The sequence below is a fragment of the Rhodococcus sp. NFXS4 genome, assembly GCF_058139645.1.
Genome location: NZ_CP192221.1, coordinates 4,383,240 through 4,397,804 on the forward strand (window position 1 = coordinate 4,383,240; position 14,565 = coordinate 4,397,804).

Consider the following 14,565-nt stretch of genomic DNA (forward strand, 5'->3'; position numbering starts at 1 on the left):
CGTCGCCTGATCCACGTCGTATCCACGTTGTTCATGCCGACGTCGACTCACCCGCCGTTCGAGTTCACCGGGGCTCGATATCAATGACCCGTCACCGTCGAACAGCGCAGCGGCACAGACAGAATTCGGGTCGCATCCTGTGCGCGGGGAGACCGGTGACGCAACGATCCGAGCGCCCGCCGACACGGGCACCCTGCTCGGCTCGGGCTCGCTCGCGCACGATTGACGTGAGGGCGACGACGGTGCACAGTGCGCGCATGACACTGCCGCGCGAGACCGCCGACCGTCACCGCGCCGTCGCCGCGACCTTCACCACGCTCGTCGAGTCCACGTCGGCCTGGGATGCCCCGGCGCCCGTGGACGGCTGGACCGTACGTGATGTGGTGGCGCACCTCGTCGAATGGTTTCCGGCGTTTCTGACGACGGCCACCGGGCTGAAACTCGATCGTGGGCGCTCACCACTCGAGGACCCGGTCGATGCCTGGCGTGTCCACAGCGACGCCGTGCAGAGAGTGCTGGACGGGCCGGACGCCGCGACCCCGTTCCACCATCCGATGATCGGCGAGATGCCACTTCCCGCGGCGGTCGGCCGGTTCTACGTAGGCGACGTCTTCATGCACTCGTGGGATCTCGCCGCGGCCGGCGGGCAGGACCTGTCACTCGACGCCGACTACTGCGCCGAACTGGTCGACGGCATGCGGCCGATCGAGGAGCTCATGCGGTCGTCCGGCCAGTACGGGCCGGCTGTCGCAGTACCCGACGACGCCGACGATCAGACGATGCTTCTCGGATTCATCGGGCGCGATCCGCATTTCCTCGGGCGCTGAGGCGCCCCGTCAGTCCTGCACTTCGTCTCGCTCGTGCTGCGTTCTCTGCTCGAGCTCGTCGTCGTCGAGATGGCTCGGTGTCTTGGCGTGAGCCCGGCGGTCCGGGTGCGCGTCCTCCGTGGGAACCAGGACGTCGTCGAGTGTGGGTTCGTCGTGTGGATCGGTCATGAGTGCGGCGTACCCGCAGATCCGTCCGTCACACGTCGGACGATCTCACCCCGCGACAGATCGACCGGCTCGACGGTCCAACTCGCGGCGCACCCGGGTGCACTCGTTGGAGACCGACACGACGTCGTCCGGTGGCGCGTCGCGGGCAATGGCGGAACGGCGGTCCGTCACCAGCCGCTCGTACCGTTCCTGCAACAGATCGGTGGACATTTCCGCATAGTTCATCGCCCGACTCAGCTCTGACCGCGAGGGTGACCCGGCAGGTCACACCACACTCTCGATCTCCACGATCAGGATCCATCACCGGAGGTCGACTCGGGCATGAATGGCAGATCCCCCACGGACGGTCCATTCACCCGTTCCATTGTGGCGCCACCCTCTCGCGACGCGGTTGACGTGGAGACCGGCCGCGCCTAATTTGTGTGAACCTTCACCCATATGGAACTGGAGCCCAGCGATGGCAGAGTCGATCGAGCAGCTGATGCACGCCAACCTCCTGCAGGTCTTCGGCGAACGGGACCCCGCGGCGAGGCGGGCCGCCATCGCGCGGACGTACACGGAGGACGTCGTCTTCTCCGATGCCGAGGCTCGGGTGCAGGGCCACGACGCACTCGATGCCAAGGTGCAGGCGATCCTCGACGACGCACCGGGATTCGTGTTCACCGCGGACGGCAGCGTTCACCTCATGCAGGACGCCGGCTACCTGGCGTGGGCACTCGGACCCGAGGGCTCCGATCCCGTCGTCCGCGGAGCCGATGTCGGCATCGTTCGCGACGGCCTCCTGGCACAGGTCTACACCGTCATCCTCACCTGAGGTCGGTGGCCGCCTCGATGCGGGCCGTCCGTCGTCGGCCGGGTACAACAGGACGATGACCGAGTACGACGTGGCATCCGCGTCTCCTTACGCCTTTCTCGGCGAGGAGGAGACACGGGCCTGGTACGCCTACATGAAGGTGCACCTGCGGCTGCGCTACGAGATGGATCACCAGCTGCGCGGCGATCACGGCATCTCCCTGGCCGACTACGACGTACTGGTGGCGCTGGTCAGCGATCCCGAGCGCACGCTCTCGGTGTCCGACCTCGCCACCCGCATCGGCTCCGAGCGCAGCAGGGTCTCGCATCAGCTCCGCAGCCTGAGCGCACGGGGACTCGTGACCCTGGCGACCGACCCCGACGACCGTCGAGTGACCCGAGTTGCACTGTCCGACAGAGGTGACGACACCCTCGCCGATGCCTCGCCGCGACACATCGACTTCGTGCGGTCCGTCTTCTTCGATGCCCTCACTCCCCCTCAGGTGCAGGAGATGTCGACGATGTTCGAGGGCATCTACGACCAGTTGATCCGACACGGGACACTGCCCCGGCCTGTCGACCGTCCGTGAGTCACCCGACGCCGATCAGTCGGAGTCGGTCGGGAACCCGGGAGAGCAACGACACATCCGATCTCACGGCGCTTCTCACGGGTTACCGACCCTCGAACACTTCCTGACACCGAGACTGGCGCGATTCACGAACTCCTGGTCGCCTGCTGCTCAGGAAACGGACCGCACGGCGCACGACGCGAGATACGCGGTGTCCGTTCATGCGAGCGTCGGGGCCCGCATGATGCAGAATCAGCCCATGACCACGGCGGAGTACGCATCTCCGCGACGAGCGCGCCCACCATTTCTCGATGTCGATCGGTCCGATCGTGCAGCGACCGAGGCGAAGGCCGCTGCGCTGGACCGAGACCTTCGCGACCGATGCGGTGTCCTGCTCGGCCTGATCGCCTCCGGGGACGACCGCGCGATGGTCGAACTGATGCTGGTCACTCGACCCGTGGTGTTCGCAGCGGCGTTGCGAGTTCTCGGAGACCGTGCGCGCGCCGAGGACACGGCTCAGGAGACGTACTTCCAGGTGTGGACCTCGGCCGGAACGTTCGACTCCGACCGAGGGACACCTCACGCCTGGTTGGCGACTCTCGCGCGCCGACGAGCGATCGACCGTTCGCGCTCCGACACGGCGTCGGCGAGGCGGGACACGGCGTACACCGCATCGCATTTCGACCGCGCTCACGACGGCGTCTGGGAAGCGGTGTGGACGAACGCCGACAACGATCTGCTGACGAAGGCGCTGATCGAACTGACCAGTCTGCAGAGAACCGCTGTCGACCTGGTCTACTTCCAGGGCCTGTCGTGCCGCGAAGCAGCCGAGCGGCTCGGCGTACCGCATGCCACCGTCAAGACCCGCGTGCGAGACGCCGTGCTGCGCTTGCGACTTCACCTCGCGTGCACCGCCTGAGCGAGCGCTCAGAGGGTGCAGCGAGTCCCTGCCTCGGGTGTGGCCAGCTCCACGAGATAGTCGGCCACGATGTCGTTCACGCAGGCATTCGCACCGGAGATCGCGACGGTGTGCTGCTCGCCGTCCACGGGGAGCAGCGTTCCGCCCAGAGTGTCCGCGAGGTTCACACCTCCTTCGTAGGGCGTGGACGGATCACCGGTGATCGAGATCGTCAGAGTGTCGGGAACGCCCTCGACATCCTGTGCGTAGGGAATTACGAGTGTCGGCTCGGCCGGCCAGAACTCGCACGGATCACGAGCCCCCTCCGGACCGAGTCCCGCGTCCGTGAACGGCGCGATCTCCTGAATCCTCCGTTTGAGCTCGACTTCCTCCTCCGGTGTGTTGCGGTCCTCGTCCATGCAATTGACGGCGTAGAGCGCTTCGCTGAAGTTGGGGTGGGTGCCGTCCTCGTCGCGGCCGCCGAACACGTCGAGGATCTTCAGCAACGTGTCTCCCTGTCCCGCAGTGACCTCGGCTATCCCTCGGATGATGACAGGCCACACCGTCGAGTCGTAGAGTCCCGCGACCACCGCTCCGTATGCAGCGTCGAAGTCGAGGCGCCGACCGCTCTCGGTGACGATGGGATTCTCGACGAGAGGCCTGACGATGTCCTGGAACCTCTCGACCGCCCTGCTCGGATCGGGGCCCAGCGGACAGTCCGGAGACGCCGCACAGGACGCGGCCATCTCGTCGAACGAGCGCTGGAAGCCGGTGAACTGGTCGACTCTGCGGTCGGCCGTGCTCTGAGCGGGGTCGATGGCGCCGTCCAGGACCATGGCGCGCACGTTCTGAGGGAACATCTCGGCGTACACCGCTCCCAGTCTCGTTCCGTAACTCTGACCGAGGTAGCTCAGTTTCTCGTCGCCGAGCACCTCTCGCAGAATGTCCATGTCCCGCGCGGCATCTCGAGTTCCGACCGCCGAGAGGACGTCGTCGCCGCCCGAGCGCTCGGCGCAGCGTTCGACCAGGCGACGCGAGTCGTCCTCCGTCAGCGTTCTCGAGCCGGTCAGCACCGTGGTGTACGCCTCGCCGGCGTCGTTCTCGGCATCGGTGAAACAGTCGATCGCCGGTGTCGACACACCGACCCCGCGAGGATCGAAGCCGATCAGGTCGAAGTGTTCGGTCACGCGACTGTCCGCCAAGGTCGTCGCACCCGCGGCGGCCATGCTCATTCCCGGCCCACCGGGCCCACCCGGATTGAGCAGCAGTGACCCGATTCGCTCACCCCGCGCGGGTGCCTTCAGCAGGGCGATCTGCGCCGTCCGACCGTCGGGATCGTCGTAGTCCAACGGCACGGTCACGTGAGCGCACTCGAAGGTCGGGTCGGCGGCGAACGCAGTGGCATCGGCCGATGTCACCGCGTACCCGTCGCACGATTCGAAGGCCACGTCCTGGTCGTGAACACTGCTCAGATCCGGCTCGGTCCGCGGTTGCGCACACCCGGCGAGCACCAGCGCAGTGACTGCCACGGTGACTCCTGCCGTTCTGCGGCTCACGACAGCGACCCGCTCGGTGCGTGGACGGAGGAGGGACTCGCGGAATGTTCGCGCCCACCAAGGTGCTGGGCGAGGAACCGCTCGACCTCGCGGTAGAACGCGATGGTGTTCTCGGGGTTGACGAACCCGTGTCCTTCGTCGTCGAAGACGAGGTAGTCGACGTGGACCCCACACGAGCGGAGGGTGGCGACGACGTTGTCGGACTCGGCTCTGGTGACACGAGGGTCGTTGGCTCCCTGCGCGATGAGCAGGGGCGCCGTGGACGCGTCGAGACGGCTGATCGGGGACCGCGCGAGCATGTCCGCTTCCTGCTCCGGGTCACTCGGGTCGCCGACGAACCGGTACCAGTTGTTGACCAGGCTGGCCCGGAGAAAGGACGGTTGTGTCCTCATGAAGTTGGCGAGGTCCGAGATGCCGACCAGATCGACCGCCGCGGTGAACACGTCGGGGGTGAAGGTCGCGCCGACCAACGCGGCGTACCCGCCGTACGAGCCGCCCATGATCGCGACGCGCTCACGATCGGCGTACCCCTGCTGTACGGCCCACTCCACCGCGTCGACCAGGTCGTCGTGCATCGCGCCCGCGAATTCCCCCACCGCGGCGTTGGTGTGAGCCTTCCCGTAGCCGGTGGAACCGCGGAAGTTGACCTGCAGCACGGCATACCCGCGGTTGGCGAGCATCTGCACTACGGAATCGAAGCCCCACGAGTCGCGATACCAGGGGCCGCCGTGCACGAACAGCACCAGCGGCAGCGCGGTCGGGTCGACGCCGAGAGGCAACGTCAGGAAGGACGGCAGCGCACGCCCGTCGCGCGCCTCGATGGTCACCGGTTCCATCGGCGCCATCGCGGTCGGCTCGAGATGCGGATACGGACGGAACAACTGGCGGCTAACACCCGTGGTGTGGTCGTAGAGATAGGTGACGGCGGGATCCCGATCGTGCACGAAACTGACGGTCCAGCGCAGTCCGCTCCGGTCCGAGGACAGTTCGCCGACATCGCCGTCCGAGAGCAGTTCGAGTGCGCGCAGGATCTCTCCGAAGCGCTCGTCGAGGACCCGTATCTCCTGGCGCTCGCCCAGGTATCGCACCCCGAGCAGGCCGCCGGTCTCGGCGTCGCAGATCAAGGGCGACGATGTCTGTTCGACAGCGCGGCGGGCTGCGTCGAGTTCCAACGTCGGGTGCGAGTCGACGACGGTCTCCTCGCCGGTGTCGAGGTCGAGGCGCACGAGGTGCGTCAGGTCGCGGCCGCGGGTCGAGCCCATCCACAAGCCTGTACCGTCCGGGGTCATCTGAGTCGGGGTGATCCCGATCGGGTAGTCCGTCGCGTCGATCGACGCGATCGGATTCCGTGTTCCCGACGGGGTGACCCGGGACAGGAGCAGGTGGCCGTCGTCGGTCATCTCCTGCTCGACGAGCGTGTCGTCCTCCGCGAGCATCAGCAACCGGTCCGTCCCGGCGCTGCGTCCGATCACGGTGATCTCACCCGTCGCGACGTCGATCCTGTGGAGGTCGAACTCGGCAGGGTTCCGCGCGTTGAGCATCACCGTGTAGCTGCCTGCACTCCCGTGCACGGGCAGGAGTTCGATTGCACGAGCGCCGGGGAACGGCGTGAGATCGACGGCGGGACTGCGGGGATCGTCGAGATCGACACGGAACACGTGGTGGTTCTCGTCGCCTCCGCTGTCCTGCAGGTACAGCAGCCACCGGGGGTCGTCGGTCCACTGGAAGTTCATGACGCTGCGGGTCTCGTCAGCGCTCACGCATCGTGCATCACCCACGGCGGAGAGATCCGGGGCGATGTCCTGCACCCAGACGTTGAGCCTGTTCCTCCACGGTGCGAGGAAGGCGATTCTGTTGCCTTCCGGAGAGATTCGGGCACCGACCGCGGCGGGCGGGCCGAAGAGGTCGTCGATCGCGATCAGATCGGGTGCAGTGGTCATGGGAGGTCCTTTCCTCTGGTGGGGCGGGTGTCGAGCTGTCTGTCAGTGGTGTCTCTCAACCGACGAAGTGCGTGGTCGAACGCCGGAACGCCCAGACGGTGACCACCACGGCGACCGCGAACAACGGCGCACCCATCGCGATTCTCGCGACGGCGAGCCAGCCGGTGGCGTCGGTGTCGTACAGCCAGTCCTGCACGAGGTACCGGGCACCGAAGAGCACCGCGAAGGTGAGAGTGGCGACGTCGTGGGCGCGGCGCACCGAGGAGTTCCGTCGCCATGCATATCGGTTGCCGTGCAGCGCGTTCCACAGCAGGCCGGTCACCGGTCTGCGGATCAACACCGATGCGAGTACCACGACGCCGGCCACCAGGCTGGTCCAGATGCCGAGAAGGAAGTAGCCGCTCGCACTGCCACTCATCGCCGCGACGGCGCCGGCGGCGAGAACGCCGACGAGACCGCCGCTCGCCCCGGCGATCGACTCACCACCTCGGACGCGATGGACGGTCAGTCCCAGTGCGACGAGCACCGCGGCGCCGATCGCGACCGGCAGCGTCCAGACGGCGTTCGCGACGACGAACACGATCACCGGTATCGCGGTGCGGATCATTCCGCTGGTGCCACCCAGACTGTCCACCACCCTCGCGCAGGCATCGGTGGTCGGTGCGTCCTGCGTGCTGTCGTGTGGCGGGTTCGTCATGTCGCCCTCCTTGCGCCTCGGTCGATCCGGTCGAATGCGTTCATCGACAACCAGACTCGTCGAGCTGACCGACCGCTGCCAGTGCCTGCGTGCACCGGATACGGTGACACTGTCATCGACCGGTCATGACAGATGTCACGGCGTCAGCCGGTGCTCACTGCGTCGCCCGAGGACACTGGGCGTCCTTCTCCGGCATGGTGCCGTCGACGAGATAGTCGGTGACCACCTCCTGCGCGCAGGGGTTGGTTCCGAGTGCGAAGACACCGTGCCCACTGCCGTCGACGGTGAGCAGCCGGGAACGATCTCCGAAGCGCTCGTCGAGCAGTTCACCGCCGCGCAAGGGCGTGACCGGATCACGTCGATGCTGCGCGATGAGGATGTTCGTCGGTCCGTCGGAGTCGATGGAGACCGGGGGCTCGGTCGGGGCATGGGCCCAGAACGCGCACGGCATGATGTTCGCCGCCGCTGCGCCGAACAGCGGGTAGTCGACCCTGTCGGTGGCGACGGCATTCTCGTAGGTGGTCACGTCGTGCGGCCACTCGACGTCGTTGCAGGTGACCGCCAGGAAGACGGACCACGAGTTGTCGCCGGCCGACGGCACCGGAGCCCCCTGCGGAAGGTCCCCACCCTGACCCGCCGCGAGGCCGTCCCGGTACGAGACCCACGCATCGGCCGCAGTCTCGTACGTCGCCGGGTTGTACAGCGTGACGAAGGTGGCGAGCCGGAACGAGCGACCGTCGACCCCGTTCACGGGCGTGGCATCGAGCCTGGAGGCGATGTCGAAGTACGTCGCCCGCACCTCGTCCTCGGTCGCACCGAGACCGTATCGGTCGTGACGCTCGGCCATCCACCGGGCGAGATCCGGGAAGGTGTCTTCCATTCCTCGGGAATAGCGCCGCATCCCGGCTCGATCGAGATGGGTGTCACCGATGTTGCTGTCCAACACGATTCGGTCGGTGCTCTCGGGGAACATCGACGCATAGGCCGCGCCCAGCGCCGAGCCGTAGGAGTAGCCGAGGAAGCTCGCGGTGTCCTCGCCGAGAGCAGCTCGGACGCGGTCGAGGTCCCGCGCCATGTTCGCGGTGCTCACGTGGCGCAGCAGGCCGTCGTCCTCGGCGGCGCACCGGCGCGCGACTTCTCTCGCAGTACGAACCTGCTCGTCGAAGGCAGCCTGGTCGTACGCGTACGGCGGGACTGCGCCGTAGTAGTGCAGGTCGTCGGTGAAGCCGCAGCTGATGGGACTGGAATGGCCCACCCCACGGGTGTCCATGCCGATGAGGTCGTAACTGTCCAGCACGGACTGCGGCATGCCCCGATTCACCAGGAACGTCGGTTGGTCGAGCCCCGTACCACCGGGGCCGCCCGGGTTGAGCAACAGCACCCCTCGCCGTTCCTCCGGCTTCTGGGAGGGCAGCCGAGAGATCATGACGTCGATCTGTCCAGCGTCGGGGTCGTCGTAGTCGATCGGCACGGGCACCGACGCGCACTGCAGGCGCGACGGTTCCTCCGCTGGGTCACCGACGTCGTCGGGACATGAGGCCCACTCGAGGTCGGGCATGAAATAGGGTTGCTGCACTGCAGTATCGGGCTGAGACGCGGTGGAGGTCGTCGAGCAGCCGACGAGAACGAGGCTGATCGCGGCCACCGCAGCAGTACGCGTGTCGTATCGGTTCACGGGATGTCCATTCGGTAGCAGGGGTGGCCGACGGCCGATCAGTTGCCGGCGGCGTCGAGCCAGTGATAACGCAGTCGCAGAGCGCGTTCCGTGCTGCCCACGGCGGCACCGACGGTGGAGGCGACCGTCGACCACGTCGGCAGATCGATCGGTGCGGCGATGACACCGACCGACTCGGCGATCGGCGGAATTCGAGACACCGTCTCGACGAGATACACCGCGAGCGACAGGACTCCGCTGAGAACGAGGGCGATCGAGACGACGCCGATGACCGAACTCGCCGCGGGGTGCCGCCTGTCGAATCGGGCCCGGCGCCCTTCGGCCGAGCGAGGGTCGGGGCTCAGCTGCCGCTCGCTCCCGTCAGCGGAGACGAGATGGCACCGCTTGACACCGAAACCACTCATCGCGACCTCGATGCGGCCGTCCTCGACGGGGAACGCGGCGGGCAGTGCCGACCGTGCTTCGCACAGACCGTCTCTGTACAGATCGGCCGTGACAGAACCGGAGGCCTGGTCCTGCCAGTGCCTGATGTCGACGGACCATTCCGGCTCATGGGGGCCCGACGGTGGGAGATGAAACAGCGCACGTCCCAGCAACTGCCACCATCGGAACGGCTGCAGTGCTCGCCCGTCGCCGGGTCGCACCCGACGAGCCGCGCGGCGGCGCCTGACTCGATCGAACATGATTCGCTCCTCTTCCGCCGGCCGTGCCACTAGCACGCTGTACTGTCGCGAACGATGGCCACGACGCTAGCACACCGTGCTAGCACATTGTGCTGGTCGCGTGATCGGTCCTGCTCAGAGCAGGAACGAGCGCAGAGGAACAGAGGGGACGCGATGCCGACACCGGAAGAACCCGGCCCGGACACGCGGGCGCGGATACTCATCGCTGCCTGCGAGATGATCGGTGAGGACCCGGCGTCGACACTCAGCGTGCGATCGGTCGCCGCGCGCGCCGGAGTGAGCATGGGTTCTCTCCGTCATCACTTCCCCACCCAGCGCGCACTGCGCGAGGCCGTTCTCGCCACGATCTACGACGTGGTGACACCGGACGCCGACGTCATCCACGACCGATCGATACCGGCTCGGGATCGCCTCGTGCGCTGCCTCGAGCAGGTCCTGGTGCCTGCCGTCGGTGCGCAGGCGCGGCGCGCGTTGATCAGCACCGTCGAGGCGTTCGCAGTACCCGAACCCACCGCAGACATCCGAGCCGCCTACGCGTCCTTCGCCGAGGAAGCGCAACGGAGAGTCGAGCAGTGGCTCGACATTCTCGCCGCCGAAGGTGCAGCGCCACAGGGTGATCAGTCGCTGAACGCCGCGTTCCTCAACACGGTTCTCGACGGCCTGTTCTGGGACCGGGCGATGCCCACCGATCCCGCCACGCTGCACCGAGCGACCGCCATTCTCCAGCATGCAGTGGATTCGGTCCTCACGCCGCCGTGACCACGTCGAGGATGTGGCTCGGGCTTCATCCTCACCGCGAGGAGGCGGATGGACGACCCGTGCTGCGCCGTCTCGACACCGCCCGGTGGTCGTGATATGCCTGGCGGCATCGTCGCCACCGCGCACGCATCGACCGACCGGAAGGTCCACCCATGACCGCCGACCTCGCCGCAGGCCCCGACACCCACTCGTCCTCAGCATGGGCGCCGCTGCGTGGCAGGGTGTATCGCACGCTGTTCATCGCTCAGCTGGTGTCGAACATCGGCCTGTGGATGCAGACGGTGGGATCACAGTGGTTCCTGGTGGAGCAGAACAGCAGCGCGACCGTGGTCGCCCTCGTGCAGACGGCCAGCCTGCTGCCCACCTTGTTCTTCGCCCTCCTCGCCGGCGGACTCGCCGATCTGCTCGATCGGCGCAGGTTGTTGATCGCGATCAGCACGTACACCGCCGTCGCCGCGACGGCCACCGCGGTGCTCGCCTTCACCGACGTGCTGACCCCGATGATGTTGCTGGCGATGACGTTCCTGCTGGGGTGCGGCTCTGCGCTGTCGTCTCCCGCATGGCAGGCCATCCAACCCGAACTGGTTCCGGCCGAACAGATCCCGGCAGCATCCGCCCTGGGCGGCGTGACCGTGAACGGTGCGCGCGCCGTCGGCCCGGCCATCGGCGGCGTGATCGTGGCTGCGGCCGGACCCGCCGCGGTGTTCGCCATCAACGCCCTGACGTTCGTCGTCATCATCGGCGCGCTCGTGTGGTGGCGTCGGCCCGCAGACGACCGGTCCGTCGACCGAGAGCGCCTCGGCAGGTCCATGCTGACCGGGCTGCACTACATGCAGTCCGCACCGATCGTGCGCCGGATCCTGCTGCGCTCGGCCCTGTTCGCCTTCCCGGCATCGGCGCTGTGGGCCCTGCTGCCCCTGGCCTCGTCGCGCCACCTGCACTTCGGCGCGTCGGGGTACGGGCTCGTCCTGGGAATGCTCGGTGTCGGCGCAGTGTCCGGCGTGGCGCTCTACCCGCGGTTGCGACAGTCGATGTCGGGCAACGCCGTGCTGGCACTGTCCGCGGTCACCTATGCCGTCGGCGTCGTCTCCGTGGCCTACCTCCCCGCCGGCGCGGCCGTCCCGTTGCTGCTGCTGTCGGGCGCCGCGTGGATCGCCACCCTGACCACACTCAACGCGGCGATTCAGCTCTCTCTCGCGCACTGGGTGAGAGCTCGGGGGATGTCGATCTACCTGTTGGTGTTCATGGGCTCCCAGGCGCTGGGCTCGTTCGTCTGGGGTCTGGTCGCGTCGCACGTCGGTTTCGCTGCGGCGCTACTGATCTCGGCGGTGCTGCTGGTGGTCACCGCCGCCAGCGTCACGGTCCTGCCTCTGCGCGCCGACACCGGCACGCTGCCGCGCGGGGTGTCGACGGCGTGGCCGACACCGATGGTGATGTTCGAACCCGAACCCGACGACGGCCCGGTCGTCGTCTCGGTGACGTACCGGGTGCGGCCCGACTCGACGACCGACTTCGACCGCGCCATGGCGGCCGTCGGGAAAGCCCGCCGCCGGACCGGCGGGTACTCCTGGGCACTGTTCAGGAACGGCGAGGACCCGTCTCTGCGTGTCGAGCAGTTCACCGCCCGGTCGTGGGGCGATCTCGAGCGGCAGCACCGTGAGCGCTGGACCGAGTCGGATCACCAGCGGATGACCGAGGCTCTGTCCTACACGGTGACCGGTACGACCGAGAAGGAGGAACACCTGTTCGGCGTACCGGCCGACCGGTAGTGCGAGACCCCGGCCGGACGTGACGACCCCCGGTCAGGCGAGCAGGAACGTTGTCGTCAGCCACTGATCGGAACCCACGAAACCTGGAGGTCGCCATGCCTTACATCACCACCACCGACGGAACCGAGATCTACTACACCGAGCAGGGCACCGGAAAGCCCGTGGTGCTGAGCCACGGATGGCCGCTGTCGTCGGATGCCTGGCAGGTCGAGCTCAAGCTGCTCGCCGACGCCGGCTACCGAGCCATCGCCCACGATCGCCGCGGACACGGCCGGTCGTCCAAGACCTACACCGGCAACGACATGGACACCTACGCCCGTGACCTCGCCGAGCTCGTCGAGGCTCTGGATCTGCAGGAACTGACGTTGATCGGCCACTCGACCGGCGGCGGCGAAGTCGTCCGCTACGCCGCCCAGCACGGCGGATCCCGCGTCGCCCGCATCATCACTGCCGGCGCCGTCCCGCCCATCATGCTGAAGTCGGAGTCCAACCCGGAGGGCACCCCGATCGAGGCACTGAACGACATCCGCGACGGCGTGCTGACCGACCGCTCGCAGTTCTACCAGGATCTCGCGCAGCCGTTCTTCGGCGCCAACCGTGACGGCGCCGCGGTCTCGCAAGGCGCGATCGACGACTTCTGGCGTCAGGGAATGCTCGTCAACCTCGCTGCCGCCTACGACTGCGTGAGAGCGTTCTCCGAGACCGACTTCACCGAGGATCTGAAGGCGCTGACGGTCCCGATCTTCATCGCCCAGGGTGACGACGACCAGATCGTCCCCATCGCGGCGGCGGCCCTGAAGTCCATCGACCTCGTCCGGGACGGCACGTTGAAGGTGTACCCGGGCGCACCGCACGGCATCTACGGCGACTACCAGAAGGCCCTGGACGCAGACATTCTCGACTTCCTCGCCCGATGACCACCCCCCTCGCCCTCGGGCCCGTCGGCAACGTCTTCTACTTCGTCGACGATCTCGAGGCCGCAGTCGAGTGGTACTCCGCCCGGCTGGGTCGCACACCGATCCAGCGGGGCGGGGCACTGGTGGCCTTCGACATCGACGGGGTGCGGCTCACGCTGCACGAGAACGACGACTACAACTCGTCCGGGCCGGAAGGAGTCTCCGCCTACTGGACCGTGACCGACGTGGATGCGATCGTCGCGGACTGGACAGCCCACGGAGCGGTTGCACACCGGGGACCCAAGACGGTCTTCACCGGTGAACGGCTGTGCCAGCTGATCGATCCGTTCGGCAATCTGTTCTCGGTGCGACAGGCTCCTGCGCAGACGAGTGTCGACGGCTAGGACAGGGGATCAGAGACCGGAAAAGCGGCCACGCGTATCGCGTGGCCGCTTTTTCTGAACTGTGTGGAGCCGCGAATCGAACTCTTGACCTTTTCATTACGAGAACGACGATAGACGTTCAGGCGGGTTCGCCTGGGGTTGCGAAACACCGCCTGAACTGCGACAACCGTCCGAGCCGGTTCACGACGGTTCATGGCCGTTCGTACCGACATGTGTCACTGTCGTGGCATCGAGAGGGTTCCCGAGCGCTGGGTTCGTACACGAACCGCCGGCAGATGAACGCAGCGGTCGATGACGGCACGCCCCGGTCGGTGGCGCTCGCCGACGCCACCAGTGACCGCAACGTCTGGCACTGCTCGCTGTCACTCAACCCCGACGAGGGGGAGTTGTCGGACGAGAAGTGGGGCGCCATCGCGGCGGACTTCATGCGTGAGATGGGCTTCGACGATCCGGACTCTCCTCGCCCGTCTGCGCGGTGGGTGGCGATCCGGCACGGCAAGACCACCGCGGGCGGTGACCACATCCACATCGCCGCATCCGCCGTCCGCGAGGACGGCACGAAGGTCGACACCTTGAACGACTTCAAACGCGCCCAGGCCGCGTGCAACACCCTCGAACGCACCCACGGACTGGTGGTGCTGACGTCTCGGGAGAACAACCGCGGCGCCCGCGGTATCAAGCCGGCGGAAGCAGCTCGCGCCACCCGAGCCGGTGCACCCGAGACGTCGCGAGCACTGCTGGAGCGCACAGTGCGGGCATGCGCCACAGCGTCGAAGACCGAAGCGGAGTTCGTGCGCCGCCTGCGCGCACAAAAGGTGCTTCTGCGCCCCCGCTACGACACCGGGACCACCGGCACCGCCGTCGGGTAATCGGTCGCTACGACTCCTACGGCCGCCGAACGAGCAGTAGGGACGAAGCCCGTCTGGTACGGC

The 14,565-nt window shown here is 67.3% G+C and carries 16 protein-coding genes; 9 read left to right on the forward strand and 7 right to left on the reverse strand.

The window, feature by feature from the left end; genetic code table 11:
• The first annotated feature begins 257 nt into the window (after positions 1 to 257).
• Complete coding sequence (locus J4E04_RS20735; protein WP_490149521.1) at positions 258 to 827, forward strand: maleylpyruvate isomerase family mycothiol-dependent enzyme; 570 nt, start codon at positions 258 to 260, stop codon at positions 825 to 827.
• Between the two features lie 9 nt (positions 828 to 836).
• Here J4E04_RS20735 and J4E04_RS20740 read toward each other — a convergent pair whose 3' ends face one another.
• Both J4E04_RS20740 and J4E04_RS20745 read right to left on the reverse strand, forming a co-directional pair.
• On the reverse strand, positions 837 to 995 hold the full coding sequence (locus tag J4E04_RS20740; RefSeq protein ID WP_200933861.1) for a hypothetical protein: 159 nt from the start codon (positions 993 to 995) through the stop codon (positions 837 to 839).
• Positions 996 to 1,040: 45 nt separating this feature from the next.
• Positions 1,041 to 1,205, reverse strand: coding sequence for a hypothetical protein (locus tag J4E04_RS20745; RefSeq protein WP_156380590.1), 165 nt, complete (start codon positions 1,203 to 1,205; stop codon positions 1,041 to 1,043).
• Positions 1,206 to 1,452: 247 nt separating this feature from the next.
• Here J4E04_RS20745 and J4E04_RS20750 point away from each other — a divergent pair, with 247 nt between their 5' ends.
• From J4E04_RS20750 to J4E04_RS20760, 3 genes are all read left to right on the forward strand, one after another.
• A complete protein-coding gene (locus J4E04_RS20750; protein WP_056443437.1) occupies positions 1,453 to 1,809 on the forward strand; it encodes a nuclear transport factor 2 family protein in 357 nt (118 codons plus the stop codon).
• Positions 1,810 to 1,864: 55 nt separating this feature from the next.
• Complete coding sequence (locus J4E04_RS20755; RefSeq protein ID WP_490149522.1) at positions 1,865 to 2,377, forward strand: MarR family winged helix-turn-helix transcriptional regulator; 513 nt, start codon at positions 1,865 to 1,867, stop codon at positions 2,375 to 2,377.
• A 238-nt stretch (positions 2,378 to 2,615) separates the two neighbouring features.
• Positions 2,616 to 3,275, forward strand: coding sequence for a sigma-70 family RNA polymerase sigma factor (locus J4E04_RS20760; RefSeq protein ID WP_490149523.1), 660 nt, complete (start codon positions 2,616 to 2,618; stop codon positions 3,273 to 3,275).
• 8 nt (positions 3,276 to 3,283) lie between these two features.
• Here J4E04_RS20760 and J4E04_RS20765 read toward each other — a convergent pair whose 3' ends face one another.
• The 5 genes from J4E04_RS20765 to J4E04_RS20785 form a co-directional block, all read right to left on the reverse strand.
• The gene (locus J4E04_RS20765) at positions 3,284 to 4,783 is read right to left on the reverse strand and encodes an alpha/beta fold hydrolase (protein WP_490149524.1); all 1,500 of its coding nucleotides are present in this window, start codon (positions 4,781 to 4,783) and stop codon (positions 3,284 to 3,286) included.
• Positions 4,784 to 4,806: 23 nt separating this feature from the next.
• A complete protein-coding gene (locus J4E04_RS20770; protein ID WP_490149525.1) occupies positions 4,807 to 6,750 on the reverse strand; it encodes a S9 family peptidase in 1,944 nt (647 codons plus the stop codon).
• A 55-nt stretch (positions 6,751 to 6,805) separates the two neighbouring features.
• Positions 6,806 to 7,447 (reverse strand): DUF3159 domain-containing protein, encoded by a 642-nt coding sequence (locus J4E04_RS20775; protein WP_490149526.1) that lies wholly within the window; start codon positions 7,445 to 7,447, stop codon positions 6,806 to 6,808.
• Positions 7,448 to 7,601: 154 nt separating this feature from the next.
• The gene (locus J4E04_RS20780) at positions 7,602 to 9,122 is read right to left on the reverse strand and encodes an alpha/beta hydrolase (RefSeq protein WP_490149527.1); all 1,521 of its coding nucleotides are present in this window, start codon (positions 9,120 to 9,122) and stop codon (positions 7,602 to 7,604) included.
• A 38-nt stretch (positions 9,123 to 9,160) separates the two neighbouring features.
• On the reverse strand, positions 9,161 to 9,805 hold the full coding sequence (locus J4E04_RS20785) for a hypothetical protein (protein WP_261781762.1): 645 nt from the start codon (positions 9,803 to 9,805) through the stop codon (positions 9,161 to 9,163).
• A 153-nt stretch (positions 9,806 to 9,958) separates the two neighbouring features.
• Here J4E04_RS20785 and J4E04_RS20790 point away from each other — a divergent pair, with 153 nt between their 5' ends.
• From J4E04_RS20790 to J4E04_RS20810, 5 genes are all read left to right on the forward strand, one after another.
• Positions 9,959 to 10,564 (forward strand): TetR/AcrR family transcriptional regulator, encoded by a 606-nt coding sequence (locus J4E04_RS20790; RefSeq protein ID WP_222633215.1) that lies wholly within the window; start codon positions 9,959 to 9,961, stop codon positions 10,562 to 10,564.
• A 152-nt stretch (positions 10,565 to 10,716) separates the two neighbouring features.
• Complete coding sequence (locus J4E04_RS20795) at positions 10,717 to 12,333, forward strand: MFS transporter (RefSeq protein ID WP_222638929.1); 1,617 nt, start codon at positions 10,717 to 10,719, stop codon at positions 12,331 to 12,333.
• 95 nt (positions 12,334 to 12,428) lie between these two features.
• Complete coding sequence (locus tag J4E04_RS20800; RefSeq protein WP_490149528.1) at positions 12,429 to 13,250, forward strand: alpha/beta fold hydrolase; 822 nt, start codon at positions 12,429 to 12,431, stop codon at positions 13,248 to 13,250.
• Positions 13,247 to 13,633, forward strand: coding sequence for a VOC family protein (locus J4E04_RS20805; RefSeq protein WP_490149529.1), 387 nt, complete (start codon positions 13,247 to 13,249; stop codon positions 13,631 to 13,633). The genes J4E04_RS20800 and J4E04_RS20805 overlap by 4 nt, the downstream gene beginning before the upstream one ends.
• A 275-nt stretch (positions 13,634 to 13,908) precedes the next feature.
• On the forward strand, positions 13,909 to 14,502 hold the full coding sequence (locus tag J4E04_RS20810; RefSeq protein ID WP_490149530.1) for a relaxase/mobilization nuclease domain-containing protein: 594 nt from the start codon (positions 13,909 to 13,911) through the stop codon (positions 14,500 to 14,502).
• Positions 14,503 to 14,565 lie beyond the last annotated feature (63 nt).

Excerpts from the sequence above, each read along its gene's own strand:
- J4E04_RS20735 (WP_490149521.1), top strand. The coding sequence starts at position 258 with ATGACACTGCCGCGCGAGACCGCCGACCGTCACCGCGCCGTCGCCGCG.
- J4E04_RS20740 (WP_200933861.1), bottom strand. The coding sequence starts at position 995 with ATGACCGATCCACACGACGAACCCACACTCGACGACGTCCTGGTTCCC.
- J4E04_RS20745 (WP_156380590.1), bottom strand. The coding sequence starts at position 1,205 with ATGTCCACCGATCTGTTGCAGGAACGGTACGAGCGGCTGGTGACGGAC.
- J4E04_RS20750 (WP_056443437.1), top strand. The coding sequence starts at position 1,453 with ATGGCAGAGTCGATCGAGCAGCTGATGCACGCCAACCTCCTGCAGGTC.
- J4E04_RS20755 (WP_490149522.1), top strand. The coding sequence starts at position 1,865 with ATGACCGAGTACGACGTGGCATCCGCGTCTCCTTACGCCTTTCTCGGC.
- J4E04_RS20760 (WP_490149523.1), top strand. The coding sequence starts at position 2,616 with ATGACCACGGCGGAGTACGCATCTCCGCGACGAGCGCGCCCACCATTT.
- J4E04_RS20770 (WP_490149525.1), bottom strand. The coding sequence starts at position 6,750 with ATGACCACTGCACCCGATCTGATCGCGATCGACGACCTCTTCGGCCCG.
- J4E04_RS20775 (WP_490149526.1), bottom strand. The coding sequence starts at position 7,447 with ATGACGAACCCGCCACACGACAGCACGCAGGACGCACCGACCACCGAT.
- J4E04_RS20785 (WP_261781762.1), bottom strand. The coding sequence starts at position 9,805 with ATGTTCGATCGAGTCAGGCGCCGCCGCGCGGCTCGTCGGGTGCGACCC.
- J4E04_RS20790 (WP_222633215.1), top strand. The coding sequence starts at position 9,959 with ATGCCGACACCGGAAGAACCCGGCCCGGACACGCGGGCGCGGATACTC.
- J4E04_RS20795 (WP_222638929.1), top strand. The coding sequence starts at position 10,717 with ATGACCGCCGACCTCGCCGCAGGCCCCGACACCCACTCGTCCTCAGCA.
- J4E04_RS20800 (WP_490149528.1), top strand. The coding sequence starts at position 12,429 with ATGCCTTACATCACCACCACCGACGGAACCGAGATCTACTACACCGAG.
- J4E04_RS20805 (WP_490149529.1), top strand. The coding sequence starts at position 13,247 with ATGACCACCCCCCTCGCCCTCGGGCCCGTCGGCAACGTCTTCTACTTC.
- J4E04_RS20810 (WP_490149530.1), top strand. The coding sequence starts at position 13,909 with ATGAACGCAGCGGTCGATGACGGCACGCCCCGGTCGGTGGCGCTCGCC.